This is a genomic window from Spirosoma sp. SC4-14, from assembly GCF_037201965.1.
Taxonomy (GTDB): Bacteria; Bacteroidota; Bacteroidia; order Cytophagales; family Spirosomataceae; genus Spirosoma.
On record NZ_CP147518.1, the window covers coordinates 4,597,894 to 4,623,696 of the forward strand.

Consider the following 25,803-nt stretch of genomic DNA (forward strand, 5'->3'; position numbering starts at 1 on the left):
ACTATGGAAACGAACCGTCGGGATTTTTTGAAGAAAACGGGACTGGGGCTACTGGCAAGCACTCCGCTTTCGGTATATGCCCAAACACCCGATGAGCTACAGGCTATTGCCGAACAGGCCCAGCGAACCTCACCTCAGGTGTTTAACATGAGCGGCTACGCAGCTCCAAAACTCGACATCGTTCGGGTCGGGATTATTGGTATTGGAAACCGGGGCATTGGAGCTGTTGAGCGCTTGAATAAACTGGAAGGTGTCTCCATAAAAGCCCTGTGCGATCTTCGGCGCGAGCGTGTCAATCTGGCGAAATCGAAAATTGACCCCAATGGGCACAAACCCGAACTTTATTCTGGTAGCACTGATGTCTGGAAAAAACTGGCCGAACGCACCGACCTCGACCTGGTCTACATCCTTACCCCCTGGGCCTATCATACGCCAATGGCGGTGTTCGCGATGAATCATGGGAAGCACGTTTGCGTGGAAGTCCCGGCAGCTAAAACCCTCGACGAATGCTGGCAACTGGTCGAAACTTCGGAACGAACCAAAAAGCACTGCATGATGGTCGAAAACTGCTGCTACGATTTCACCGAACTGCTTAACCTGAATCTGGCCCGGCACGGATTCTTTGGCGAAATAGCCCACTGCGAAGCGGCTTATATCCACAACCTGCAGGAGCTGGTTTTCTCGAAAAACCACTTCTACCAAATGTGGGAACTGAATGAAATGAGCCAACGGAAAGGGAACCTCTATCCAACGCATGGCCTGGGTCCGGTTTGTCAGGTACTGAACATTAACCGGGGCGACCAGATGGACTATCTGACGTCGATGTCGAGTAACGATTTTGTGCTGGGCAAGATGGCCAAAGAATTGGCAGCCAACGATGATTTCTACAAGCCCTACGCCAACAAGTCGTTTAACGGCAACATGAACACCAGCACCATCCGCACCAAAAAAGGAAAGACCATTATGGTGCAGTACGATGTATCGTCTCCCCGACCCTACTCCCGCATCCAGCTCATTAGTGGTACCAAAGCCGTAGCCTTAAAATACCCCGAACCAGCCCGTTACTCAACGGGTCATGAGTGGATGAACGAGAAAGAAGTGAAAGAACTGGAAACGAAATATATGCCCCCCATTGTGAAGAAAATGGGCGAAATTGCTAAAAACGTGGGTGGTCATGGTGGCATGGATTTCCTGATGGACTGGCGTACGATCGACTGCCTGCGGAATGGATTGCCGCTTGATCAGGACGTGTACGATGCGGCACTCTGGAGTTCGGTGGGGCCGTTGAGTGCCTGGTCGGTAGCGCATCGGTCCAGCTCAATCGACGTACCTGACTTCACGGGTGGCTCCTGGCAGACGAACAAACCCGTCGATATTTCGATGACGAAAGGCGGCACTACGCAGGCTAAAGTGTGATGTCAGTTTTTTTCGACAGGATTAACAGGATTTCGTGGATTACAATCTTGTAAATCCTGTTAATCCTGTCGAAAATAAACCTGTCAAGATTTATCAAAACCTACATCTATGAACCCATCACCTAGTCGAAGAACATTTTTGAAGCAAACCGCACAGGCCAGCACCGCTCTGCTCCTGGGCCCTGAGTTTATCCTGCCTAAGCCCTCAGCGGCAACGGGGAAACGAGTGGGCATTATTGGGCTCGATACGTCGCATAGCACCGCTTTTACCAAAGCGCTGAACGGTCCCGATGCTGGCGACCGGTTTCTGAGCTATAAAGTAGTGGCCGCTTACCCGCAGGGGAGCAAAGACATTGAAAGCAGTACGTCGCGGATTCCGGCCTATACCGACGAAGTGAAAAAGCTAAATGTCGAAATCGTTGATTCAATTGCCGATCTGCTCAAAAAAGTGGACGTTGTCCTGCTCGAAACCAACGATGGCCGACTCCACCGCGAACAGGCCTTACAGGTACTTAAAGCGGGGAAACGTGTCTTTATCGACAAGCCTATTGCGGCCTCTCTAACGGATGCTATCGCCATTTTCGATGCATCAAAAAAATACAACATCCCCTTGTTTTCCGCTTCGTCGCTTCGGCACATCAAGGGTATCGAAAAAGTCGATAAAAGCCAGGTGGTTGGTGCCGACACTTTTAGTCCGGCCGTACTCGAAAAAACCCACCCCGATTTTTTCTGGTATGGCATCCATGGAGTCGAAACACTCTATACGGTCATGGGAACGGGGTGCAAACAGGTGGTGCGGGTGCATACCGACGGTACAGACATTATCGTAGGCACCTGGGCTGATGGGCGCGTAGGCACCGTTCGGGGTACACGTACGGGCAAACACGACTACGGCGGAACGGTCTTCACCAAATCGGGAAATCTCATTTTAGGGCCTTATGGTGGTTACGAGCCTTTGCTGGACGACATTATCCACTATTTCGAAACTGGACAGGTTCCCGTATCGCCCGACGAAACCATTGAGATTTTTGCCTTTATGGAAGCTGCCGACGAAAGCAAACGACGCGGAGGAGCCCCCGTTACACTGGAAAGCGTGCTGGCGAAGGCAAAGCAATAAGCGGTCATTGGAGATTAGTATATTGATTTCACTCCCAATGCCAGATGACCAATGGCCTATTTCCCTTAACAGACCTTTAGATCATTACCCCTATGGCACATAAGAACTACTCAAGACGTGAATTCATCTGGCGAAACTCGCTAACGGGTCTGGGCGCAGTGCTAACCCCCTCTTTTTTAACCAATAAACCACCCAAAGCAGCAGCGACTTCGTCGGCCATGCCCATCCGCTCTACCTCATTTTTGGTAACCGAGCCGCCTGCCCTTCTGGGTGGAAAACCCGTCCGAACGAAAGACTGGCCTGCCTGGCCGCTCTGGAAACCCGAACAGGACGAGAAACTGTTGCTGGAAGTGATTCGGAGTGGAATCTGGTCGCGCGACAAGGTTGTTAGCGAATTTGAAACCAGGTGGGCCTCAACCGTCGGAGCCAAACGGTCGCTGGCGGTTGTCAATGGCACCAATGCGATCATAACAGCGCTGGCCCAGCTTAACATCCGGGGTGGCGATGAGGTATTGGTGCCACCCTACACGTTTATCGGCACGGTTGCCCCTATACTGGCCAATGGGGCTATGCCTGTGTTTGTCGATGTCGACCCTGAAACGTTTCAGATCGACCCGGCCAAGATTGAAGCTAAAATAACCCCACGCACCAAAGCCATTCTGCCCGTTCATATTCTGGGACTTCCGGCCAATATGCCGCAGATTCTGTCCATTGCGAAAAAACACAATCTGGTCGTTATTGAAGATGCCTGTCAGGCGCACCTGGCCGAAATCAATCATCAGAAAGTAGGTACGTTTGGCCATGCGGGTTGTTTCAGTTTCCAGAACTCGAAAAACCTGGCCATTGGCGAAGGGGGAGCCATTGTCAGCAACGACGAAGCATTTATGGATCGCTGTTTTTCATACCACAACTACGGCAACCCATACGGCACCGTTGCCGGAGCCATCGGAACCGGAACGCTCATCCAGGGCACTAAACTTCGGCTGACCGAATACCAGGCCGCCATTGGTCTGGCGCAACTGAAACGGCTCGATGCCGAAACCACGACCCGCAACACCAATGCGGCTTATCTGAAAAACAAGATCAGGCACATTCCGGGTATTGTTCCCTACAAACTATACGACAGCGTTACCCGCGGGGCATTTCACCTGTTCCCGTTCCGCTACCAGAAAGAAGCCTTCAAAGGACTTTCGCGCGAGGTGTTTCTGAAAGCCCTGACTGCCGAAGGCATTCCCTGCTCGAAGGGATACGCTACGCTCAACAACATGCCGTATCTGAACGATGCCTTTCAGTCGAAGAATTTCCAGAAGATGTATCCGAAAGAAATGCTCAGCTTCAGGACTTATGTTGAACGAAATCACTGCCCGCAAAACGACCGACTCTGCAACGAAGAAGCGGTCTGGTTCACCCAGAACATGCTGCTCGGCTCCCAATCGGACATGGATGAAATTGCCAGTGCCATCGAAAAAATTCACGCCAATGCGGATAAACTGCTAAGTCAGAAATGAAATACATACGTTGGTTCGTCGGTAGTCTACTGCTGCTGAGTTTGATGGCAGGATCGGTCTGGTCAAAAGGCTGGAAAGCGGGGGTAGCCAAAGAGATTATTACGCCCAAAGAACCACAATGGCTGGCGGGCTATGCGTCCCGTACGCACCCATCCGACGGGAAACTCCACGATTTATGGGCAAAAGCACTAGTGCTGGAAGACGAATCGGGCCAGCGGGCGGTCTTGGTTACGACCGATATGCTGGGGTTTCCGAAAGACCTGTCGGACCCCATTCGGGAACGCCTGAAGAAACAATACGGTCTCTCAAAAGCCCAGATCATTCTGAACAGTTCGCACACGCATTCGGGGCCAGTGCTAGGCCATGCGTTGCAGGATATTTATCCGCTGGATGCCAGTCAGCAGGCCATCATTGACCGCTATACCCGATGGCTGGAAGATCAGCTTGTAATGCTGGTGGGCAATGCCCTAAAGCAGTTGGAACCCGTTTCATTGGCTGCTCAGAACGGTGTAACGCGCTTTCAGGTAAATCGGCGCAACAACAAAGAAGGAGCTTTGCTGGAACAGACCGAACTGAAAGGCCCTAACGATTATGCCGTTCCGGTCATTAAGATCACGACCGCAACCGGCAAGTTGAAAGCCATTGTGTTTGGCTATGCCTGCCACCCAACGGTGCTCGACCTATACCAGTGGTCGGGGGATTACGCAGGATTTGCGCAGATCGAACTGGAGAAAGCGCATCCCGGAACAACGGCCCTGTTTTTTCAGGGTGCCGCTGGCGATCAGAATCCACTCCCCCGCCGAACGGTGTCGCTTGCCCGGCAGTACGGGCGCGAATTGGCGGCTGCCGTAGATCGGGTACTGGAAGAGCCGATGCGCCCCCTCGAACCACATCTCAAAACCGCTTATTCCGAAATCGAACTTCCGCTCTCAGCTCCACCAACCGAAGCCGAACTACGCAAAACCGCCAGCGAGACAACACCTTACCTCAAACGCTGGGCAACTCGCCTGCTTGCCGAACAGAAACGGGGCAAACCGTTTGTCAGGAGTTATCCTTACCCGTTGCAAATCTGGCAGTTGGGCAATCAGCCAATTCTGAGTTTTGGCGGTGAGTTGGTTATCGAGTATGCACTGGTCTGCAAAAAACGCTTCGGGCCTGACATTTTCGTGATGGGTTACAACAACGATGTCATGGGCTATATCCCTTCCGCTACCATTTTGCAGGAAGGTGGCTACGAAGGAGCTTCGTCTCAGATGGTCTATGGCCTGCCGAGCGTCTGGGCATCATCGGTCCCGAATCTAATCTACGACGAAATAAACCGGCTCGCTGAAGAAGTGGGCATTCCCGTAAGCAAATAAATCGACACAAGATTACCATGTCCCATCTTCATACAGCCCGTCTGGTTTTAGCACCTGCGTCGTTAACCGCAACGCCCTATTATTCGGGCTTTCCGCTGGCACACGATACCTATAACGCCATTACGGCCGCCAGCGACGGTAAAATCTACTACGTACTCTGCTCTGAATCCTACGACCAGGGCGGCCAACTTTATGTCTATGATCCCATTACGGATAAAACACAGTGGCTGGCCGATCTGACCGCCCTCTGCGAAGAAGCCAATGCGAATGCCATTCCACAGGGCAAGAGCCACGTGCGGTTCTACGAAAGCAAGGGAAAGCTGTATTTTGCCACACACATCGGTGTCTACGAGATGATCGACGGTATGGAGCGGTTACCTCAGCAGGCCCCCGATGGCAAAAACCTGTATCCTGGGGGCCATTTTCTGTCCTACGATCTGGCAACGGGGACTTTCGAAAACCTGGCCATTGCTCCTGAGGGCGAAGGCATTCTAACCATGACCATCGACCGGGAGCGCGACCATCTCTATGGCATCACCTGGCCAATGGGCTATTTTATCGACTACGATATCAAGGCAGATACGCTCCAAAACCTCGGACTCGTTTCGGCTAAAGGTGAAGCAGGAAACGTGGGCGACGACTACCGGGTTTTATGCCGGTCGATGGTTGTCGATCCACGCGACGGAACGGTTTATCTGTCTACCTCAGAAGGCGATATTCTCTCGTATCGACCCGGCAGCGAATCGCTGAAAAAAGTGGATGGAGTCGATCTTCGGCTCGATTATTTTGGTCAGTACGACCCCAAACACCCCGGCAGCATGGGCTACAACTGGCGCAAAATTTTCTGGTATGCGCCCGAGCAGGTAGCCTACGGCATTCACGGTAACTCGGGCTATCTGTTCCGTTTCGATCCCGAACAGGCCACAATCGAACTCGTAGAACGACTTACCTCGGAGCCGTCGCGCAAAAGCGGTATGTTCGATCAGTTTAGCTACGGCTATCTGGGATTTCAGCCCGGCCCCGATCAACAGACCATTTACTACCTGACGGGTGGCCCTATCTACATCGACGGAAAACGGGTGAAAGGTGCCGACCAGATTGCGAAAGGAGCCGCCAAAGGACTGGAGAATCTGCATCTGGTAACGTTCCACTTACCAACACAACGCTATACCGACCACGGCCCCATTTTTTACGCCGACGGCAATCGCCCAACCTACGTCAATTCCATTGCTATCGGTACAGATGGGTCGGTCTATACACTGGCCCGGTTTGAGCACGATGGACACGAGATTCAGGACTTGATCAAGATTTGTTTTCGACAGGATTTACAGAATTAGCAGGATTACACCCCTGTAAATCCTGTCAAAAAAATAGTCACTATGAAATGGTTTGGTTTGCTACTGGTTACGGGTTTATGCCTGTCCTGCTCGCATTACAAAGACGCGTTATCGCCCGACGATGCCCTCAATAGCTTTACCCTTGCCGACGAACAATTGGGCGTAAGCATCTTTGCCGCCGAACCGCAGGTGCTCGACCCCGTTGAGATGGCCTTCGATGAAGAGGGCAATGCTTTTGTTGTTGAAATGCCCGATTACCCGACTAAACCCGAAAACGGCCAATGGAACGGTACCATTCGGATGTTGACCGATACCAACGGCGACGGACGGATGGATTCGTCGCTCGTTTTTGCCGATAATCTGTCGGAAGCGACCAGCATTTTACCCTGGCAGGGCGGCCTGCTGGTGACGGCTGCGCCCAGCATCTGGTTTCTGAAAGATACGACGGGCGACCATCGGGCCGACATCAGAGAAGTGCTTTTTACGGGATTCTTTGCCGATAATTCCGAAGCACAGATCACCAACTTGCGCTACAGTATCGATAACTGGATATATGCATCCAATACTGGTCGGGAAGGCGAAATCCGGTTTATGCGAAACCCGAAAGCACCCGCTGTTTCGGTGAAAGGGGGTGATTTTCGGTTCCGGCTCGACCGGGGGCAGTTTGAAATCGAATCCAGCAACGGCCAGTTTGGCCTCGCCATCGATAACTGGGGCAACCGCTTCTTCACCGAAAACAGCCTACATATACAGCAGGCACCAATTCCCGCCCGGTATCTATATCGGCACAAGCATCTGCCTGCCGTTGAAGCAACTGTCAATATTTCGGACCATGCCCCCATTATGGTTCAGGAAACCCCCGCTCCGTATTGGCGGGCCGAACGCACAAAACGACGCAACCAACAGTTTGCCGAAGCCAACCTCGACCGGAAAGAATATGCCGACGATCATTTTACGGGCGCTTCAGGTGGCACGTTTTACGGTGGAGATGGTTTGCCAAAGGAGTATTATGGTTCTGTTTTCACGGGCGATGTAGCCGGTAATCTGGTACACCGCGATGTGCTCACCACTTCGCCCACCAGCCCTGCATTTGTTGCCAGTCGGGGAAGTCAGGAAAAAGAACATGAGTTTCTGGCATCTACCGATCCCTGGTTTCGACCAGTCAATTTTACGGTCGGGCCCGATGGTTGCCTATACGTGATCGATATGTATCGGCAACATATTGAAACCCCAACGGCCATCCCCGACGATCTTAAAGAAGAAATGGATTTTACGAATGGCCGCACACAGGGACGGATTTATCGCATAGCGCCAAAAACCCATAACGCGGCTACTGTTCGGCCAAAACTACGCAGCAAATCCAGCGCCGAACTGATTCCCTTACTCGCCCATCCGAACCAGTGGTGGCGGTTGCAGGCACATCGGTTGTTGCTCGAAAAACAGGATAAATCGACAATTCCAGCCCTACGAACAATGGCAGCGAAACACCCTGATTCTCAGGCCCGGCTCCATGCTTTTTTTGTTCTCGAAGGATTGGATGCGCTGGATGCCAGTCTGATCGTTCAGGGTATGCAGGATATACAACCGGAGATCAGAGCGTATGGCGCGATGCAGGCCGAACGGTTCTCGGCTTGTTTACCGCAACTGATCGACAAAGCCAGCGATTCATCGGCACGGGTGGTGTTTCAGACGAGTTTGAGTCTAGGACAATTTTCTTCTCCAACTGTTGTACCTGCGCTGGCACGTATCCTGGAAAAATACGGTCGGGATCGTTGGTTCCGAACAGCCATTTTAAGTTCTGAATCGGGCTCGTCGGTAGCGTTGGCTAAGCAGTTGGTACAGAATGGCGTAATCTTCAAAACCGAAACCCCTTATGCGGATGCTTTTCTGCATGATCTCGCCTTTGTCATAGGCTCCCGAAAACGCGGTAACGAAACCGCCGAACTACTGGCCTTATTCGATAAACAACCGCATTGGAAAGCCATTGCCTCGAAAGGTGTGGCAGAAGGCCAGACGCGTACAGTATAGGTTTTAACCGCAAAGAGCGCCAGACCTTCTCTGCGGTTAAGAGATAGATATAAAATCCAATTTATGAATCCATCGTATTCACGACGAAAATTCATGGCTGTGGGAACATCCGTTTTCGGCTTATCGCTGTTGCTGAGTAGGTGTCGGTCAAAAAGCTCTTCTGATGCCAAGGAATCAGCAACGGCAATCGACCCCTGCACCGACTTTTCGGGCGTTAGCGAAACCGACCTGAAAACCCGCAAAAAGCTAGGCTACGTCGATCAGTCGCCCCGGCCCGAATCGAAGTGTGGTAACTGCAACCTATGGCTTCCGCCCAAAGCGGGCAAAGCCTGTGGCGGGTGTATGTTGTTTAAGGGGCCTGTTCATACAACGGGCTACTGCACGTACTGGGCTCCTCAAAGCAACTAATCATCTGTTTATCAAAAGCCTTTTTCATGAAAAACGCTTCTCACGAGCCCACAACCGACACCCGTCGCGAATTCATCAGAAAAACACTCGTCGGCACTGCCGCCCTGTCGGCAGGCGGAATTTTGCCAGGATTCAGTCCGCAAAGCTACGCCCGCATTCTGGGCGCCAATGAAAAAGTCAGGGTTGGCGTCATGGGTGTCAATAGTCGCGGGCTGGCCCTGTCGAGCAATTTTGCTCTGCAACCCAACTGCGAAGTAGCCACCATTTGCGACGTAGATACGCGAGCCGCCGAAAAAGCCATTTCGACCGTAGCTGGGCTACAATCGGGCAAACCCAGCAACCAGCCCGATTTTCGAAAAGCCCTCGACAACAAGGATATGGATGCACTCGTGATTGCCGCTCCCGACCACTGGCACGCGCCAGCCGCCATTCTGGCCTCCAAAGCAGGCAAACACGTTTACCTCGAAAAACCCTGTAGCCACAATCCGCACGAGGGCGAACTGCTGGTAGCGGCTGCGGCAAAATACAAAAACGTGATTCAGATGGGCAATCAGCGTCGGTCGTGGCCCAATGTAAAACTGGCCATTCAGGACATCCAGAATGGAGCCATTGGCCGACCTTATTTTGCCAAAGGCTGGTATACCAACAACCGGGCTACCATCGGCATCGGCAAACAGGCGGCTGTTCCGGCATGGCTCAACTACGACCTGTGGCAGGGTCCGGCTCCACGTCGTCCGTATAAAGACAATGTCATTCATTACAACTGGCACTGGTTCTGGCATTGGGGCACGGGCGAAGCCCTCAACAACGGCACCCACATGCTCGATTTGATGCGCTGGGGTTTGGGCGTTGACTATCCGAACAAAGTGGTTTCGCTGGGCGGTCGCTATCGATACAACGACGACTGGGAAACGCCCGATACGCAGGTAATCAGCCTTACCTTCGACAACAATACGGCCATGACCTGGGAAGGGCGTAGCTGTAATGGGCGCACCGTTGAGGGCAGCGATGTAGGCGTTACGTTTTACGGCGAAAAAGGATCGCTGGTATATGGCGGTGGCAATGCCTACAAAATCTTCGACCTCGACAATAAACTCGTTAAAGAGGTAAAGAACGACTTACCGATCGATCCCCGCAACAAAATGAACCCCTCACAGGCGCTGGATGCCACTCACCTTCAAAATTTTGTCGATGGTATCAAAAAAGGAACACCGCTGGCATCGGGTATTGTGGGTGGCCATCAGAGCACACTACTTTGTCAGCTCGGCAACATAGCCCTGAGGTCGGGGGGAACGCTGGAAATCGATTCGAAAAACGGGCATATTTTAAACAACAAAGCCGCGCTTAAGTTCTGGCAGCGCGATTATGAGAAGGGCTGGGAGCCGACGGTGTAGAACCTATGCCGATGAGACCTAAAAGGTATTTAAAACCTTTTAGGCCTGTTTAGGCCAATGACCAATTTCCAATTAACGTAAAATTTGAATGGCAACTTTAAGCATTGATGCGGGTGCGCTTAGCAAGCGGGAAACCACCATTTCGATCTTTCTGGTCGGGCTGATGTTTTTCATCTTTGGTTTTATATCGTGGGTCAATTCCATTCTGATTCCCTACTTTAAAATTGCCTGTGAATTGACCAGTTTTCAGGCCTATCTGGTAGCCTTTGCGTTCTACATTGCCTATTTCATCATGTCGGTTCCGGCGTCGTATCTACTCAAGGCCGTTGGGTTCAAAAAAGGGATGATGGTTGGGTTCTGGGCTATGGCGCTGGGTGCGTTTATCTTCGTACCGGCCGCCATGACCCGCACCTACACGGTGTTTTTGCTGGGTCTGTTTACAATTGGCATCGGGCTGGCAATTCTGCAAACCGCCACCAATCCATATATCACCATCCTTGGACCGAAAGAGCGGGCTGCCCAGCGAATCAGCATGATGGGTATCTGCAATAAAGCCGCCGGTATTCTGTCTCCGTTGATTTTTGCCGCCGTTATTCTGCGCCCCACCGACACCGATCTGTTTGCTCAACTCAATACCATGAGCGCATCTGAACGCGGGGCAGCCCTCGACGAACTGGTTCGGCGGGTCATCATGCCCTATAGTGTGTTAGGCACCTTTCTGTTCGTTTTGGGCTATCTGGTCTACCGCTCTCCACTGCCGGAGATCGACACAGAGCACGAAAATACCGAAGTTGCCACCGCCAATGCCGGGAAAAACAGCATTCTTCAGTTTCCCCACCTGATTCTGGGTGCCGTTGCTATTTTCCTGCACGTAGGCACGCAGGTCATCGCCATCGACACAGTGATTGGGTATGCCAACTCGATGGGCATCGACCTCCTGGAAGCTAAAACGTTTCCGTCGTACACCCTAACCTGCACCATTTGTGGCTACCTGATCGGCATCATCACCATTCCCCGGTTTATCAGTCAGGTCAATGCGCTGCGTTTCTGTACGCTGCTCGGTACGGTGTTCACGCTCCTTATTATTTTCGCCAAAGGTTCGGTGACGTTTCTGGGCCATACGGCCGATCTGTCGATCTGGTTTGTGGTGCTGCTGGGCCTGGCCAATTCGCTGGTATGGGCGGGCATATGGCCACTGGCACTCGACGGACTGGGACGTTTCACCAAAATCGGTGCTTCCATCCTGATTATGGGCTTATGCGGCAATGCCATTATGCCCCTGTTTTACGGTTATTTTGCCGATAAATTCGATGTCCGTATGGCCTACTGGGTACTTTTCCCCTGTTATCTGTATCTGGTTTATTATGCCCTGTATGGCCATAAAATCAAACGCTGGAGTATCTGATGCGCTATAAACTAACCAACGGAACCATTCTTACACCCTTCCGGGCAATTCCGAACGGCACCCTCGTTTTTGAAAATGGCACCATTCTGGGCCTTCACGAACGAGCAGTCGATGTGCCCGATGCCGTTGAAATCGATGCCACTGGGCAGTTTGTGGCACCCGGCTTTATCGATATTCACGTGCATGGCGGAGGTGGTTCCGACTTCATGGATGGTACCCAAGACGCTTTTCTGCGTATTGCCGAGCTGCACGCCCGCTACGGAACCACATCGCTGGTTCCGACTACGCTCACGGCCGAACTGGATGATCTGTTACAAACACTGGATGCTTTTGAAGCTGCCAACCGGGTCAACGCCAAAGGAGCTACTCTGCTGGGTATGCACCTCGAAGGGCCTTATTTCGCCCTCAGCCAACGCGGAGCGCAGGACCCGCGATACATCCGACATCCAGACCCGGCCGAATATGAGCGAATTCTCAGTTATTCATCTTCTATTGTACGCTGGAGTGCCGCTCCCGAGCTGGATGGTGCCATTGCTTTCGGGCAACGACTAAGACAGAAAGGCATACTAGCGGCTATTGCCCATACCGACGCCCTGTACGACGATGTGCTGACGGCCTACGAAAATGGCTATTCGCTGGCTACGCATCTATACTCGGGCATGTCGGGCGTTACACGTCGGAATGCCTTCCGGTATGCGGGTACGATCGAGAGTGCGCTGTTGCTGGATATGGATGTTGAACTCATTGGCGATGGTATTCACCTGCCCGCTCCGTTGCTCAAACTTGTCTACAAAATAAAAGGCCCCGACCGCATTGCGCTGATTACCGACGCCATGCGGGCCGCTGGCATGCCTGAAGGCGAAAGTATGCTCGGATCACTTAAAAACGGACTGGCAGTTATTGTTGAAGACGGTGTTGCTAAGCTCCCCGACCGAACGGCGTTTGCGGGCAGCGTTGCCACCACGAACCAGCTCGTCAGAAACATGGTAAAACTAGCCGATGTATCGTTGCCCGATGCTGTTCGGATGGCCAGCACCACACCCGCCCGCATTATGGGTGTAGACACTCGAAAAGGCTCGTTGGTTACCGGTAAAGATGCTGATATTGTCCTGTTCGATCAGGACTTTAGGGTCAATGCCACCTTTGTTCGGGGAAAACTCGTCTATGCAAATTCAATACTCGTCAATGGTCAATAGTCATCGGCAGACTGGTGACGGATTTAATCCGCATAGCGAATGACAACTAATCAATGACGCCCAAAACCCTTCATTTATGACTACTCAAGATTCGTTACTTCGCTCGTTCAGCGTCGATCACCTGATGGTAAACCTATACGAAAACCGACGGGCGCTAGGCGGGAACGCGGCCATACAAGCTGCTGAAGCGATACGTACTTTACTGGCCAAACAGCCAACGGTCAATATCGTTTTTGCCGCAGCACCGTCGCAGAATGAGTTTCTGGATGCTCTGGCCCTTCAGCCAGACATTGACTGGAATCGTATCAATGCCTTTCATATGGACGAATACGTTGGTCTGTCCGACGATGCGCCCCAGCGATTTGGCAATTACCTGAACCATCAATTGTTCAGCAAAGTACCGCTACGGGCTATTTATTACATCGATGGGAATAACGATCCGGCAGCAGAATGTGCCCGCTACGACGCTCTGCTGAACGAGTTTCCTACTGATATTGTGTGCATGGGCATCGGCGAAAACTGCCATATTGCGTTCAACGACCCGCACGTGGCCGATTTCAATGACCCGGTACTGATCAAAAAAATCGATCTGGACTTAACCAGCCGCATGCAACAGGTTCACGACGGCTGTTTTGCTACCCTGGATCAGGTCCCCGAATATGCGCTGACGCTCACCATTCCGGCATTGGTAAAAGCACCCACCGTATTTTGCATGGTTCCTGCCGCACACAAAGCAGAGGCCATTCTACACACCCTGACCGATCGGGTTTCAGAACAGTATCCATCAACCATTTTGCGGCAACATGCCAACGCCCAGTTGTTTATCGACCAGGATAGTGCCCAAAGATGGATCGAAGAAAGTAGCCAACCGTAGCTGCCATTGCCTGCCAGAATGAGCAGCGAACGGAAGATATGCAGCTTAAGGCATGTGTAACTGACGGATAAATACGAAATTTACAGCATGAAAAACGCATGTGTACTCCTACTGGTAACCAGCCTGCTGGTAGCCTGCGGCCAAACCGAAACCCGTGATCAGTCTTCCACAACCCATTCCGACTCTGTTGCAGCCGCCCCGGCTAAGCCCAAGAACTGTAAATCGGTGATCGAGGCCGATAAGCTGGGCAAAGCCGACGAATATCAGGAATCGGCCAAGCCCATTAAAGTGGCCCTGACCCTGGAACAGGACAGCAGTACCACACAAACAACCAACGGCTGCTACTTCAATCATAGCGTTACGGTATTGACTACTAAAAAGTCGGGCAGTCGGGTTTTCAAACGGACGCTGCTCAAAGATGATCTGCTCTATTTCAGCAAAAACGACGAATCGATCAATCAATCGCTTTTGCAAAAAGTCGCTTACAAACCCACGTTCAACAGCCAGAAATACATCACCCTGACCATGCAGTTAATTGATCCCATCGATCAAAAAACAACAGAGTATACGGTATTTATGAACTACTTTGGTGAGATCGTGAAAGTTAAGTAATGGCGAAGCCACCTTTTAATAAATCTACACAGGTCGACGCAACCCAACCACAACACTTATCCGTATATCCTCCTGAAAGAAGATACTCTCCTGTAGGGGATACGTTAGATCAAATAAGAAAGCCAGTTTGCCCGATGCAGACTGGCTTTCTGGTTTTATACTGGGCCTTTGTCATTGGGTTAATTCTCATAGCCAGCGACAAAGGGCCAATTCTGCTGAAAAATTGGCATTGAGCCGTATTCCGTATTATCTTTCGGCAATGTGTTTTTTCCAAATTGTATGGTCACCAGGCTTCATCAAGCCTTATACTCTGTTGTCTTGTTCGTTTTCACACTCATCTACCTCAGCACGGCAGACAGATCGGTAAACCTGTATGCTGTAATCAAACAAACTATGAATAAACTTTTGTTAACGGGCCTACCGCTTATGCTGCTCATAACGGCTCAGGCTCAGCAGCGCCCGGCTGTAACGGCAAACGACTATGAGCAGGCTCAGCGTTTCCTCGCTACCAACGCCGACCAATTGGTCGATCATGCCAGCATCCGCCCCAACTGGCTACCCGGCGACCGATTCTGGTACCGCGATTTAACGGCCAATGGTACTCAGTTTATCGTGGTCGATCCGGCCAAAGGAACCCGTACCGTTGCATTCGACCATCAGAAACTGGCCGACGCCCTGTCAAAAGCAACAGGCAATTCCTATACGGCCAACAAACTACCGTTTAACAGCATCAGCTTTTCGCCCGACAACCAGTCGGTATCGTTTCTGGTGGCGGGAAAACACTGGGAATATACCCTTTCGTCGGCTCAGCTCAGTCCAGACTCCGCTCCCACAACCAGCCCCCATACCAACGAAGGCGGCAGGCCTGCGCGTGGAGCAGCGGCTGGCCTGGATGTTATATCCCCCGACCACAAAAGAGCCGCTTTTATTAAAGACTATAATTTATGGGTCCGCGACCTGCAAACGGGCAAAGAAACCCAGCTTACGACCGATGGCAGCAGGGATTTCGGCTATGCCACCGACAATGCAGGCTGGCGCTCAAGCGACCGCCCAATTCTGGCCTGGTCGCCCGATTCAAAAAAGATTGCGACCTTTAAGCAGGACCAGCGGGAAGTTAGCGACATGTATCTGGTGACAACCAACGTGGGCAAACCAACCCTCAAGCAGTGGAAATATCCGCTACCCGGCGATAACGCCATTCCAACAATTCAGCGGGTAATTATCGACGTCGACGCACCGAAGGTGATCATGTTGCAAATTCCACCTGACCCACACCGGGCTACCCTGAGCGACGATATTTCGAGCAGTGGAACCTTCGACGATGTGAACTGGTCTGAAGATGGTTCTAAACTGGCATTTGTCTCCACCTCCCGCGACCATAAGCAGGAGAAGGTTCGGCTGGCCGATGCCAGCACGGGTGCTGTTCGCGAGGTATTTGAGGAAACCGTACCGACTCAATACGAGTCAGGATGGGGAGCCATCAACTGGCGGTATCTCGACAAGTCGAACGAGTTCATCTGGTTTTCGGAGCGCGACAACTGGGGGCATCTCTATCTGTATGATGCCGCAACGGGCAAACTGAAAAACCAGATTACCAAAGGCGACTGGCTGGTTACGAAACTGCTGAAGGTTGACGAAAAAAACCGGCTGCTGTATTTTATGGCCAATGGCCGCCAGGCTGTCAATCCGTATTTTGGCCAGTTGTGTCGCATCGGATTCGATGGAAAACGATTTGCCGTCCTGACTCCCGAAGAAGGAAACCACCAGGTATCGATTTCGCCCTCGGGTAATTATTTTGTCGACAGTTATTCGAAACCCGACGTACCGCCCGTCACTGTATTGCGCAATATGGACGGAAAACTCATCAGCACGCTCGAAAAAGCCGATATTTCGCGATTGACAGCTACCGGCTGGCATCCTCCAGTGCCCTTCATGGTAAAAGCCGACGATGGGAAGACCGATATTTATGGGCTGATGTATACCCCAACGAAGCTTGACCCATCGAAAAAGTACCCCATTGTCGACTACATTTACCCCGGTCCGCAAGGAGGTAGTGTTGGCAACTGGTCGTTTGCTGCCGCCCGAAAAGACAATCAGTCGCTGGCAGAGTTAGGCTTTATTGTTGTAGAGATTGAAGGCACCAGCAACCCACTCCGGTCCAAAAGTTTTCATGATATGAGCTATGGCAACATGGCTACCAACACCCTCCCCGATCAGATCACGGGAATCCGCCAACTAGCTCAGCGGTATGCCTATATCGATACGAACCGCGTAGGCATCTGGGGGCACTCGGGCGGTGGGTTCGCAACGGCAACGGCCATGTTCCGCTTCCCCGATTTCTTTAAAGTCGGCATTTCAGAATCGGGTAACCACGACAACCGAAACTATGAAGACGACTGGGGCGAACGCTACAACGGCCTGACATCCGCATCGGATTATGAAGCCCAGGCCAACCAGAACTATGCCAAAAACCTGAAAGGTAAACTCATGCTGGCGCATGGTATGCTGGACAATAATGTGCCGCCCTACAACACCCTGCTTGTTGTTGAAGCGCTGGAGAAAGCGAACAAAGACTACGATCTGATCATTTTCCCAAACAGCGCCCACGGTTTTGGCAGCTATACGCCTTATATGACCCGTCGACGCTGGGATTATTTTGTAAAAAATCTGCTCGGTGCCGAACCACCCCACGAGTTTCTGCTGGAAACGAAACCCGATCCCCGTGTGGCTGGAAATTAGCGCACATACGCCGATGGGTTTACGGCCGCAAACCCATCGGCGTAATACTACTGATCAGTAGTAAGAAACTGTACGTTTTTTGATCAGTTTACCGATCAAGTTTCCAGAGGAATCGTATTCCACCCGGTAATCGTGTTTTTTCGACCGAAAAACATCTCCTCCCACTGGCTTCACATGGACTAGTTCGCCATCAACAACAATTCGAATCGGGTACTTTCTTGGACGTGGCATAACGGTACTAATAGCACTCTGCTTATATAGTCTCGTTTCAAGGAAATGGTACCCTGTCTGGTAGCCAAATTCATTTTTTCATCCTACAACTCCCTATTTTATAACAAAACCCGCTCCAGACAGGCCGCAGGTTTTGTTAGTCTACCTGGCGGGTCAGGCTTCAGACCATGCCCGGCAGGTTAGTATACGAACGAGGAGTTTCGGGCAAAGTCGACGCTGGTTTACGCTTTCAATAAATAAATCAGGACTGCATTCCAACCAACTTTATTCAGAACGGGTCCGAATTATCAGGTTAAGTACAAGTTACGGTGGGCGAAATCCCCGTTCCAGATGAGAACGGGGATTTTTGTTTACTGAATGATGCCTGCTCATAGAAGACCAGCCCACCATCGGAATGCCGTAATGTTACAAAGTGGGTCGGTTCAGAGTAGCAATGTTTTCTGATTCACTTTACTTCGTAGTGTGATTTGGCTGTTATAATGCCAACGAGTAACGCTATGAGAAAACTCCAGGGAATTAGCTGGCTTAACGTACTGATTCTTGTTTTACTGTTCACGCCGGATAAAGCACCAGCTCAATCCCTCCCGGCCTTGCCAACACACCGGTTCGACACCCTTATTTATGAACATCATGCGGTTGTCAGATCCGGCGAAACGCTCCGGTTCCCTCCCGGCTCTCACCTGCTAGACATACGCTGGCTAAAACGAATGGGGGCTTCGCTCATCACATTTACCGATGGAACAACCTTCAAGGAATCACCGGTCGATCATAGCTATGTACTCGAAACGATTGGCATTTATGATGAGAAGACCGATAACTACGCCGAATATCCAATTCACTATGGCGATGCCAACTGGCAGCAACAGTGTCAGGAGAGCGCCAGAGAAGCCGCATCGATTACGGCCCGATCCGGTGGCGAATTCCAGATCAGCTATTTCACGCTCCAGCCCTTAAAAGCCCCCGATAAGTGAGAGCCCGTTGTCATTGACTCGTTGGACGATTGACGAACAGCCAATACCCATTCATGTAGCTCGCTCGATGGTTTGTGGATCGGGCTTGCCGTTATAATACATGTCCAGCACGTTCTGAAAAACCGGATCAGCACCCTCAACCAAACTAAACAGCGTCATACTCGAATGTAGTTTCAGATCGTCGGGCGAGCCCATAATCTGCAAAGCTGTTTTGCCCTGAATAGCCAGTAGCGCTCCTGCTATTTCGACAAGTCGATTTCCTAAAACAGGGTGGTGCAGATAGTTAGTAGCTTCTGTCAGGTCTTTAATTGCATAAAACCGGGCCATATGGCTAAAGCCCAGCCCCGCAATCTGCGGAAAAATATACCACATCCAGTGACTTTGTTTCCGTCCGTTTTGTATTTCAGCCAGCGCCCGGTCATAGTCATGCTGCTGAGCGTCCAGAAACCGTTTTAAGCCGGAGTCTTCGTTCATTGCTGGTCAGGAGTTTGATGCGCGTCCGTTATGCAGTAGGCTGCACGGTTCATTTCTTACACACAAAACTACCATATAGCGCATCTAGTTTTTTCCAGGTAGGATTCTGAGCTGGTTTTGGCGATATTTCAACGAAAACTGCCGTGTGGTTTTGTTCGCGACACCTGTCCACATGAATCCGACAGTTCAGGATAATTGGTGTTTGAGCCATGTAATCCAGCATGACAATAGTTCCGCTATACACCTCGCCTGCGCCGGTCGATCTGATCTTTTTCAGCTGCGTTGTTGTATCAACCCCTTTAGTGGTTAACCCATGCCTGCTGGTACTATTGCGGCTTACCAATCCGGCGTAGTATGCCGTTAAATTAGCCTGTAAGCTCAACGCCGTGATAGTCGGACTCCCTTCGAGCCACCAGAGGTATGCGTAAGACCAATACTCCGCGCTTGTTCGTTTCCCCCAGCCGGGCGTAAACCGCAGCTCTTCGACGCCCTTATATGGAATCTGGGGAGCAAAGTCGATAGGAATCGGAAACCGTTCGGTAGTCCACCCATCCGGAACGGCAAGGTTGTAGGGTGGTTTCCAGGCTTCAGGATCAACTCTATCGGGAAAACGTTGCCCAATTGCTTGTTGAGCCATCAGGCAGAGCAGAAACGTCAATATAGATTTCATACCTTTTCAGATGAGCTTGCTTCCCGATAAAGGTATTTCGACTTTCAGAAACTATTTCGACTTTTAACCGTTGTTAGCTTTTTTTAACAGTCGGCTTACACCACGCACGCATTGATCCATTTATCGACTGAGTCTATCCATTCATCGGCATTTGGGGACTGATAGTCTATTAGATTTTTAACAAATCAGTAATATGCGTTAATTCGCGCATTAATGTAAGAATAGGATTTAGGGTAAGCAGGCTGGTTTTACGGGTCTGCTTCTTTGTTTTATGCTATATTCAGGCATCGTTTATTGAGTTTACCTCCTTTTTATCTCATTTGTCTGTTCTTTGCCAATCGGCTGCATGAACTGTAGGCTCTGGCCAGGAATTCCTGTCGTTAGGAAGCAGTACGTTTCGATCGGTCGATTACAATGTACCGATTCCAGCATTTCCGGCATCGGTAAGCGCGAAGCGGAACCAGATAAGAAAGGATTTTCGCCAGCCCTTTTCGGGGAATCCGCTCTTCGTCTAACCGTTTACAGCGTGGGCAACGATCACTAAAGCTAATGGTACGGTATAGATAGATGAACGCAAGGGCTACAAGTAGTCCTAAAGCAATAAAAAATAGTATCATGGAGAGCGAAAGCAACTTTCATGACCGAAATACTGCCCTTTTAATCAATTTTCTCATCGACGTAAGCGCCTGGGAATCCCAATCCATTCTGTGCTTAAACCGGCCTGGTTTCACACTCAATACCTACAGCCTATAGTAGCAGATCACGACTGCACATAAAAAGCTCCGATAACTTTTCATTATCAGAGCTTTACCAAATCGTATCGGCAATAGAGCGAACTTATCAAGAGTAAGTAGCGATCGACTAACTATGTTAATATCCGGGTGACTTCTCCCCCTAAACCGGCTCACCGAACGGCGTAAAGAGACTATTATAGGCGTTTTTCCTACCATTAAATTCCTCAAATTCACAATGGTTATATGCAATATGGTCAATTTAGTTTCTTTGTTAACTTTTTTACATTTTTAGTTAATTTATTTTTATTTTTTTAAATTTTAAATATTTATATTTATAAAAAAATTGAATCAAATCTTATATGTGAATACTTTAATTTATACAAAAAATGAAAAAGACTATACCTTTAAGCTTAACATGTATTTTATTGTTAGCATTTCAGCTAGTAGGCCGGGCACAGGCTCCCAATTTGGGAACAGCCGCCAGTTATGCCTTATTTACGGTAACAGGTGCCTTTACTAATACGGGCGCTTCTACCGTTAGCGGTGACATTGGTACAGATGCAGGTGCATTAACCGGATTTCCGCCGGGCACCGTTACGGGACAAATGCATGTTGCTGATGCTACCTCTGCTCAAGTAGCGATTGATGTCGTTAGTGCCTATTCCGCCTTAACAGGGGTGTCATGTACCTCGGCGGTTAGTGCCAACATAGGAGGGCAGACGCTTACTCCAGGCGTTTACTGTCAGAGCGGCCCAGCAGGAGCATCCTCTTTAGATGGAAATCTAACTTTAGACGGGCAAGGCAATCCGAATGCGGTGTTTATTATTAAATTGACTGGAGCCTTAACAACTGCCACCGGATCCGGGATTCTGCTGACCAATGGAGCTTCCTTTGCCAATGTCTATTTTCAAGTCGATGGCGCAGTCAATATTGGCCTTGGTTCTCTGTTTAGAGGGACAATTCTTGCCAACGGAGCCATTAGCTTATTGACGGGTGCTGCTCTGGAAGGCAGAGGCCTTTCCATTGCTGGTGCGATTAATCTAAACACAAATCAGGTTTCTAATTCAACAGCGGCTCCTCTGCCTGTGGCTCTATTATCGTTTACGGCAATGGCTCAATCGAACCAAACCGTTTTGCTCAACTGGAAAACCTCGCTTGAAACCAACAATAAAGGCTTTCTTATTGAGCGCTCAAAAGATTTAGTACTCTTTGAGACAGTTGGTGAAATACGCTCAGAAACGGCCAACAACAATTCGCTGAAAAGCTATCAACTCCTGGATTCATCTCCTTACCCAGGTACCAGCTATTACCGACTTAGCCAAACTGACCTGAATGGAAAAGTAACGGTCTTCCCAGCCATTTCGGTTATTCTTCGGGATGAAGCTTATGGTACATTTCCAAACCCAGTTGTGAGTAATGAAAGCTTTACCCTCCGCCTAGATGAGCCCGAAAGCGCCCGGCTAAGCTTTTATAGCATAGATGGACGCTTACAGACCGTCAGAAAAAAAGGCATTCAGGGGGGCAATCTATTACTACAGACAACGGACAAACTTTCAAGTGGGGTTTATATTCTGACGGTTGAAGAACGCGGCCAAACTCGCCAGCATCGAATCGTGGTTCAATAGATTCGTTCATTGGCTTAGTATAGCAGTACAGAAGAACGGCAAGGATTATTTGCCAAATCAGTTGTGGATTTCACCCATGTTAACTTCTTAACAGATGAAAACAAAATCTAAACATATACCAAACAGTTCGCCCAAAAAGGCGTATCAAACTCCTACGCTCCAGGGCTTGGGAAATATTAAGAAACTCACCTTGAAGACGGGGTCAAACACCGATGGATTTGGTGGTACTTTCGGGTAAACATCCATATGGAATCAGCGATTACAATAGGAACGGTCAACACGTTGCGTAAAAAATTGACCCAGCGTTTTCTGGCAAGCTTACCAAATACTCGTCAACTAGTTACTCACATAAGTAAATAAATTTACCCTGCCGACAACGATTGGTGTAGTATAGCTGGAATTGTTACCCTGCTATGGCTAAGAACAAAACCCCCGAAATCAACCAGATTTCGGGGGTTTTTACTTTTTTGTGGAGACGGAGAGATTCGAACTCTCGTCCAGTCAAGGAAACCGTCGTGCTTTCTACATGCTTAGGTACCCTTAGGATTGTCGGGAATCGGTCCGGTGTGTACCAAACCAAACCTCATCCGTAGGTGCTTGTTTCTCACTCGGCCGTTAACACCATAAACCGAGCCAGCGCTGCGAGTCGATGCCTCCTGATCCAGCCAGCAGCACGTAGGCCGGGGAGACAATGGCTATTGCTTAATCCTCCGGATTAGGCAGCCATGGCGTAGTTATACTCGCCAGTTATTGTTTTGACGATTTGTTCGGGTCGGGAAATTCCGCCAACTCCCGGCATGCTTACACGCGACCTCAGCAAGCTGTCAATTCCGGTCGTCCCCAACTGACTCCCACTGTGGGCGTGTATCAGTAAACCTGAAAAAAATTGGTTTGGTTCAGTTTGTGGTGTACACATTCCCTCACTTCTGTACTAACTTTAATAAACTAATTCGCCTTTAGCTAGTTATGTGGTTACTCTACTTCCTCTTTCCCATGATCTATACAATGAACGCTAATGACCATCACGGCTTTTGAAACGACCCTCTATCAGAACTTAACTCCGTTTTTTACGGAGCACGCCTTTGCGTTACTTCCCGAAAAAAAACAGTACCGCCGAACCACTCCAATCGGTTTCCAGAATGTCATTCTGTCGCCATCCTTCTATGGCGATGAAACCATTCTGGAGGTTAACTTCGGTTGCCGGAACGAACAGGTAGAACAGATTGCCCAACAGTTTTTGAATAACTTACCCGATTTCCGGCCAGAAGCCAACACGCTGATTGTCTCCATCGGTAAATTCAGTGGGTTTCAGTATTTTCGCTATAAGATCCAGTCCGAAGACGATCTGAATGCTATCTGCACCCAGATTGAACAGTTTTTCGATACCAAAGGCTTCTCCTTTCTCGACACGGCCTGCTCGCTGGCCAATCTGGATCGACTGCTGAACGAACATCCGGCTCAACCCTGCCAGTATGTTTACAACCAGACCCATCGGTGCTATAAAGGACTGGTGGCGGCCCGGCTCGATCATAACCCTTACTTCGATGGTCTGATCGATAGCTACCGGCATATTCTGATCCGTCAAACCCAGAACCCGTACGAACAGCTCCACTTTGAGCGATTGATTGCCTATCTACAGCATTATTCAGCCAACTAACTCAATGCTGCTTCACAAACTGCGCAATAGCTGTTGCCAGACCGGGTGTAAGCGGCAACTTCGGATCGGCATATGTTTTGATATTTTCGATACGATTGGCAGGCGCATTTTTCAGGATGTGATTCATTTCATCGAACAGAACAAGTTTGGCATCGGGCCGGGCTGCTTTTAGTAGCTCGGCTTCGCCAACGGCCACCTGCAAATCGTTTTTCCCGTTGATAATCAGCACCGGGCCTTTGTAGCGTTTGATTTCAACAGCCGGATCATATTGCATCCACGAAATCAAACCAGGCTGCTGCGATGGCGAAAGCTGCGCTTTGAGGATTGGATTTTTGGGATGTACAATATGTCCGGCCCGCATCGAATCCAGGGCCGCATCGACTTCGGCCTGCAGTTCTTTTGAATTAGCCTGCCGTCCCTGCGCCTTCATCACCTCCACAATATTCTGACCGGCACCAGCTATCGAAATATATCCCTTCGCGTTTGTCTGCCCGGCGGCCAGCATTCCCACCAGCGAACCTTCCGAATGCCCGGCTACATATACGCCCGCAAATCGTTTGTCGGCCTGCAATTGCCGAATGAACCCAACAGCATCACTTACGTAGAAATCGAAGCGGTGTTCTTCGGGTTTTATCGCTTTTATCGCTGCCTGTAAATTCGTACCCGACCCGCGTTTATCATACCGGGCAACCGCAATACCCTGCTTCACAAGGCTGTCGGCCAGCATTTTGAAAGCATTGGATTTCAGGCCATAACCACTGTTGCAATCGCGGTCGGTTGGCCCCGACCCGGCAATGAGCAGTACCACCGGTACGGGCTTTTTGGTATCGTCAGGAAGGGTCAATGTGCCATCGAGGGTTAGGTCGGCTCCGGCCGGAACGGTGATTTTATAGTGGATAGGCTCTTCGGTTTGCGCCGAAGCCCCCAGACTAACAAAAAGAAGAACAAGGGTGGTAGTGAGAAAACGATTCATTGCAGTCTTGTTTAATTGGTAATGGTGTGTACCTGGTCTAATTGAACTGATGGTTCTTTTCGCGCTGAAAATAGACGTATGAATAGACAACTGGAATCAGCGAAGCAATCAGGATAATGCCTACTACCGCCCAAACCGTGTAAGGCATTGGGACAATCAGAGCCAGCACGGCCCCCACCAGACCACCAGCAACCATCAATCGACCGCCGAGTTGGTGCGTTTTCCGCCATACGGCATCGCTGCTCAATGTCCACGGGGTACGAATCCCGACAAAAAAATTAGGTTTTATACTAGTCAGGTAGTTGCCAATTGCAGCAATCAGTAAGCTGATTAATGCCAACTCAGGCCTCAACAACGACTTACTGCTTTCCTGATGAATGGCCAGGTAAAAAATTGTAACCAGAATTGCGGCCAGAAATAGCATCATCACAAACCGTAGCTTCTGATAGTTAGCCGATTGCAGTCGGCCTCTCGGATCAAGATTGGGAAGATAGCGAAACAGCAGATAGAGCAATACCGCCAAAAGAAGCCCTGCCCCACCCACTACATTTTTACTTTCCCAGCCATTCACATTCCCTGATGCATCATAATGAATAGGCATATTGGCCGGAAGCTGATTCCAGATTGAGGCTACATAGAGAATGGCCAGCAGCCACGGAGCAACCATCAGGAGTTCGGCTGTTGTTGATTTCGTTTTCATGCGTTTGATAAGGTTATGGTGGTTTATTTTTCTGTTTTTTCAGTAGCAGTCGACTCCGCTTTCGTCGGTTTCTGAAAGCTCATTACCCAGGCCAGCAATTCGTCCATAACGGTCGTATTCAGCGAATAGTGGATAAACTGCCCCTGCTTGGTTGCTTCTACCAACCCCGCCTGACGCAGCAAATCGAGATGATGCGAAATGCTGGGTTTGGTCATATCGAAGCGGTCGGCAATCTCCCCCGCATTCAGATCACCGTCGCGAAGTAAATCCAGAATCTGCCGTCGGGTCGGGTCGTTCAGTGCTTTAAAGAGATTATTCATATAGACGACTTTAAACAATTAGACAAATATCTAATTACTTATTTAGACAACTATTTA

The 25,803-nt window shown here is 50.1% G+C and carries 22 protein-coding genes and 1 other RNA gene; 16 read left to right on the forward strand and 7 right to left on the reverse strand.

The window, feature by feature from the left end; translation table 11 throughout:
• Positions 1-3: 3 nt before the first annotated feature.
• From WBJ53_RS18710 to WBJ53_RS18775, 14 genes are all read left to right on the forward strand, one after another.
• Positions 4-1,416, forward strand: coding sequence for a Gfo/Idh/MocA family oxidoreductase (locus tag WBJ53_RS18710; protein ID WP_338868893.1), 1,413 nt, complete (start codon positions 4-6; stop codon positions 1,414-1,416).
• A gap of 108 nt (positions 1,417-1,524) precedes the next feature.
• On the forward strand, positions 1,525-2,532 hold the full coding sequence (locus tag WBJ53_RS18715) for a Gfo/Idh/MocA family oxidoreductase (RefSeq protein WP_338868895.1): 1,008 nt from the start codon (positions 1,525-1,527) through the stop codon (positions 2,530-2,532).
• Between the two features lie 92 nt (positions 2,533-2,624).
• Positions 2,625-4,040, forward strand: coding sequence for a DegT/DnrJ/EryC1/StrS family aminotransferase (locus tag WBJ53_RS18720; protein WP_338868897.1), 1,416 nt, complete (start codon positions 2,625-2,627; stop codon positions 4,038-4,040).
• On the forward strand, positions 4,037-5,398 hold the full coding sequence (locus WBJ53_RS18725) for a neutral/alkaline non-lysosomal ceramidase N-terminal domain-containing protein (RefSeq protein WP_338868899.1): 1,362 nt from the start codon (positions 4,037-4,039) through the stop codon (positions 5,396-5,398). Before WBJ53_RS18720 ends, WBJ53_RS18725 begins: the two co-directional genes overlap by 4 nt.
• Before the next feature lie 17 nt (positions 5,399-5,415).
• Complete coding sequence (locus WBJ53_RS18730; protein ID WP_338868901.1) at positions 5,416-6,735, forward strand: hypothetical protein; 1,320 nt, start codon at positions 5,416-5,418, stop codon at positions 6,733-6,735.
• A 42-nt stretch (positions 6,736-6,777) separates the two neighbouring features.
• Positions 6,778-8,763 (forward strand): PVC-type heme-binding CxxCH protein, encoded by a 1,986-nt coding sequence (locus tag WBJ53_RS18735; RefSeq protein ID WP_338868903.1) that lies wholly within the window; start codon positions 6,778-6,780, stop codon positions 8,761-8,763.
• Between the two features lie 63 nt (positions 8,764-8,826).
• Positions 8,827-9,171 (forward strand): high-potential iron-sulfur protein, encoded by a 345-nt coding sequence (locus WBJ53_RS18740; RefSeq protein ID WP_338868905.1) that lies wholly within the window; start codon positions 8,827-8,829, stop codon positions 9,169-9,171.
• Between the two features lie 26 nt (positions 9,172-9,197).
• Positions 9,198-10,565 carry a Gfo/Idh/MocA family oxidoreductase gene (locus WBJ53_RS18745; protein ID WP_338868907.1) on the forward strand — a complete coding sequence of 456 codons (1,368 nt, stop codon included), beginning with the start codon at positions 9,198-9,200 and terminating at the stop codon, positions 10,563-10,565.
• Positions 10,566-10,653: 88 nt separating this feature from the next.
• Positions 10,654-11,970 (forward strand): sugar MFS transporter, encoded by a 1,317-nt coding sequence (locus WBJ53_RS18750; protein ID WP_338868909.1) that lies wholly within the window; start codon positions 10,654-10,656, stop codon positions 11,968-11,970.
• Positions 11,970-13,166, forward strand: coding sequence for an N-acetylglucosamine-6-phosphate deacetylase (gene nagA / locus WBJ53_RS18755; RefSeq protein WP_338868911.1), 1,197 nt, complete (start codon positions 11,970-11,972; stop codon positions 13,164-13,166). Before WBJ53_RS18750 ends, nagA begins: the two co-directional genes overlap by 1 nt.
• Positions 13,167-13,242: 76 nt before the next feature.
• On the forward strand, positions 13,243-14,040 hold the full coding sequence (locus tag WBJ53_RS18760; protein WP_338868913.1) for a glucosamine-6-phosphate deaminase: 798 nt from the start codon (positions 13,243-13,245) through the stop codon (positions 14,038-14,040).
• Between the two features lie 87 nt (positions 14,041-14,127).
• A complete protein-coding gene (locus WBJ53_RS18765) occupies positions 14,128-14,652 on the forward strand; it encodes a hypothetical protein (protein ID WP_338868915.1) in 525 nt (174 codons plus the stop codon).
• A 393-nt stretch (positions 14,653-15,045) separates the two neighbouring features.
• A complete protein-coding gene (locus WBJ53_RS18770) occupies positions 15,046-17,391 on the forward strand; it encodes a DPP IV N-terminal domain-containing protein (RefSeq protein ID WP_338868917.1) in 2,346 nt (781 codons plus the stop codon).
• Positions 17,392-18,119: 728 nt separating this feature from the next.
• Positions 18,120-18,593 (forward strand): hypothetical protein, encoded by a 474-nt coding sequence (locus WBJ53_RS18775; RefSeq protein WP_338868919.1) that lies wholly within the window; start codon positions 18,120-18,122, stop codon positions 18,591-18,593.
• Between the two features lie 51 nt (positions 18,594-18,644).
• Here the strand turns inward: WBJ53_RS18775 and WBJ53_RS18780 are convergent, their stop codons facing one another.
• The 3 genes from WBJ53_RS18780 to WBJ53_RS18790 all read right to left on the reverse strand — a co-directional run bounded on the left by WBJ53_RS18780 (position 18,645) and on the right by WBJ53_RS18790 (position 20,354).
• The gene (locus WBJ53_RS18780; protein ID WP_338868921.1) at positions 18,645-19,067 is read right to left on the reverse strand and encodes a DUF1810 domain-containing protein; all 423 of its coding nucleotides are present in this window, start codon (positions 19,065-19,067) and stop codon (positions 18,645-18,647) included.
• Between the two features lie 49 nt (positions 19,068-19,116).
• The gene (locus tag WBJ53_RS18785) at positions 19,117-19,737 is read right to left on the reverse strand and encodes a hypothetical protein (RefSeq protein WP_338868923.1); all 621 of its coding nucleotides are present in this window, start codon (positions 19,735-19,737) and stop codon (positions 19,117-19,119) included.
• 380 nt (positions 19,738-20,117) lie between these two features.
• A complete protein-coding gene (locus WBJ53_RS18790; protein ID WP_338868925.1) occupies positions 20,118-20,354 on the reverse strand; it encodes a hypothetical protein in 237 nt (78 codons plus the stop codon).
• A 503-nt stretch (positions 20,355-20,857) separates the two neighbouring features.
• On the opposite strand from WBJ53_RS18790, the gene WBJ53_RS18795 reads away from it, so the two are divergent.
• Positions 20,858-22,096 carry an ice-binding family protein gene (locus tag WBJ53_RS18795; RefSeq protein ID WP_338868927.1) on the forward strand — a complete coding sequence of 413 codons (1,239 nt, stop codon included), beginning with the start codon at positions 20,858-20,860 and terminating at the stop codon, positions 22,094-22,096.
• 467 nt (positions 22,097-22,563) lie between these two features.
• Here WBJ53_RS18795 and ssrA read toward each other — a convergent pair.
• Positions 22,564-22,938: a transfer-messenger RNA gene (gene ssrA / locus WBJ53_RS18800) on the reverse strand.
• Between the two features lie 173 nt (positions 22,939-23,111).
• On the opposite strand from ssrA, the gene WBJ53_RS18805 reads away from it, so the two are divergent.
• Positions 23,112-23,753: a hypothetical protein gene (locus tag WBJ53_RS18805; protein WP_338868929.1), complete on the forward strand. Its 642-nt coding sequence runs from the start codon at positions 23,112-23,114 to the stop codon at positions 23,751-23,753.
• Between the two features lies 1 nt (position 23,754).
• On the opposite strand, the gene WBJ53_RS18810 is transcribed toward WBJ53_RS18805, so the two are convergent.
• From WBJ53_RS18810 to WBJ53_RS18820, 3 genes are read right to left on the reverse strand one after another with little or no spacing between them, the layout of a single operon-like run.
• Positions 23,755-24,726 (reverse strand): alpha/beta fold hydrolase, encoded by a 972-nt coding sequence (locus tag WBJ53_RS18810; RefSeq protein WP_338868931.1) that lies wholly within the window; start codon positions 24,724-24,726, stop codon positions 23,755-23,757.
• Between the two features lie 37 nt (positions 24,727-24,763).
• The gene (locus WBJ53_RS18815; protein ID WP_338868933.1) at positions 24,764-25,426 is read right to left on the reverse strand and encodes an SdpI family protein; all 663 of its coding nucleotides are present in this window, start codon (positions 25,424-25,426) and stop codon (positions 24,764-24,766) included.
• 23 nt (positions 25,427-25,449) lie between these two features.
• Positions 25,450-25,746, reverse strand: a complete 297-nt coding sequence (locus tag WBJ53_RS18820; protein WP_338868935.1) for an autorepressor SdpR family transcription factor — start codon at positions 25,744-25,746, stop codon at positions 25,450-25,452.
• Positions 25,747-25,803: the final 57 nt, after the last annotated feature.

Coding starts and splice junctions, on each gene's coding strand:
- WBJ53_RS18805 (WP_338868929.1), top strand. CDS start 23,112: ATGACCATCACGGCTTTTGAAACGACCCTCTATCAGAACTTAACTCCG.
- WBJ53_RS18740 (WP_338868905.1), top strand. CDS start 8,827: ATGAATCCATCGTATTCACGACGAAAATTCATGGCTGTGGGAACATCC.
- WBJ53_RS18725 (WP_338868899.1), top strand. CDS start 4,037: ATGAAATACATACGTTGGTTCGTCGGTAGTCTACTGCTGCTGAGTTTG.
- WBJ53_RS18735 (WP_338868903.1), top strand. CDS start 6,778: ATGAAATGGTTTGGTTTGCTACTGGTTACGGGTTTATGCCTGTCCTGC.
- WBJ53_RS18795 (WP_338868927.1), top strand. CDS start 20,858: ATGAAAAAGACTATACCTTTAAGCTTAACATGTATTTTATTGTTAGCA.
- WBJ53_RS18750 (WP_338868909.1), top strand. CDS start 10,654: ATGGCAACTTTAAGCATTGATGCGGGTGCGCTTAGCAAGCGGGAAACC.
- WBJ53_RS18785 (WP_338868923.1), bottom strand. CDS start 19,737: ATGAAATCTATATTGACGTTTCTGCTCTGCCTGATGGCTCAACAAGCA.
- nagA (WP_338868911.1), top strand. CDS start 11,970: ATGCGCTATAAACTAACCAACGGAACCATTCTTACACCCTTCCGGGCA.
- WBJ53_RS18760 (WP_338868913.1), top strand. CDS start 13,243: ATGACTACTCAAGATTCGTTACTTCGCTCGTTCAGCGTCGATCACCTG.
- WBJ53_RS18730 (WP_338868901.1), top strand. CDS start 5,416: ATGTCCCATCTTCATACAGCCCGTCTGGTTTTAGCACCTGCGTCGTTA.
- WBJ53_RS18745 (WP_338868907.1), top strand. CDS start 9,198: ATGAAAAACGCTTCTCACGAGCCCACAACCGACACCCGTCGCGAATTC.
- WBJ53_RS18810 (WP_338868931.1), bottom strand. CDS start 24,726: ATGAATCGTTTTCTCACTACCACCCTTGTTCTTCTTTTTGTTAGTCTG.
- WBJ53_RS18820 (WP_338868935.1), bottom strand. CDS start 25,746: ATGAATAATCTCTTTAAAGCACTGAACGACCCGACCCGACGGCAGATT.
- WBJ53_RS18780 (WP_338868921.1), bottom strand. CDS start 19,067: ATGAACGAAGACTCCGGCTTAAAACGGTTTCTGGACGCTCAGCAGCAT.
- WBJ53_RS18765 (WP_338868915.1), top strand. CDS start 14,128: ATGAAAAACGCATGTGTACTCCTACTGGTAACCAGCCTGCTGGTAGCC.
- WBJ53_RS18720 (WP_338868897.1), top strand. CDS start 2,625: ATGGCACATAAGAACTACTCAAGACGTGAATTCATCTGGCGAAACTCG.
- WBJ53_RS18715 (WP_338868895.1), top strand. CDS start 1,525: ATGAACCCATCACCTAGTCGAAGAACATTTTTGAAGCAAACCGCACAG.
- WBJ53_RS18770 (WP_338868917.1), top strand. CDS start 15,046: ATGAATAAACTTTTGTTAACGGGCCTACCGCTTATGCTGCTCATAACG.
- WBJ53_RS18775 (WP_338868919.1), top strand. CDS start 18,120: ATGAGAAAACTCCAGGGAATTAGCTGGCTTAACGTACTGATTCTTGTT.
- WBJ53_RS18790 (WP_338868925.1), bottom strand. CDS start 20,354: ATGATACTATTTTTTATTGCTTTAGGACTACTTGTAGCCCTTGCGTTC.
- WBJ53_RS18815 (WP_338868933.1), bottom strand. CDS start 25,426: ATGAAAACGAAATCAACAACAGCCGAACTCCTGATGGTTGCTCCGTGG.
- WBJ53_RS18710 (WP_338868893.1), top strand. CDS start 4: ATGGAAACGAACCGTCGGGATTTTTTGAAGAAAACGGGACTGGGGCTA.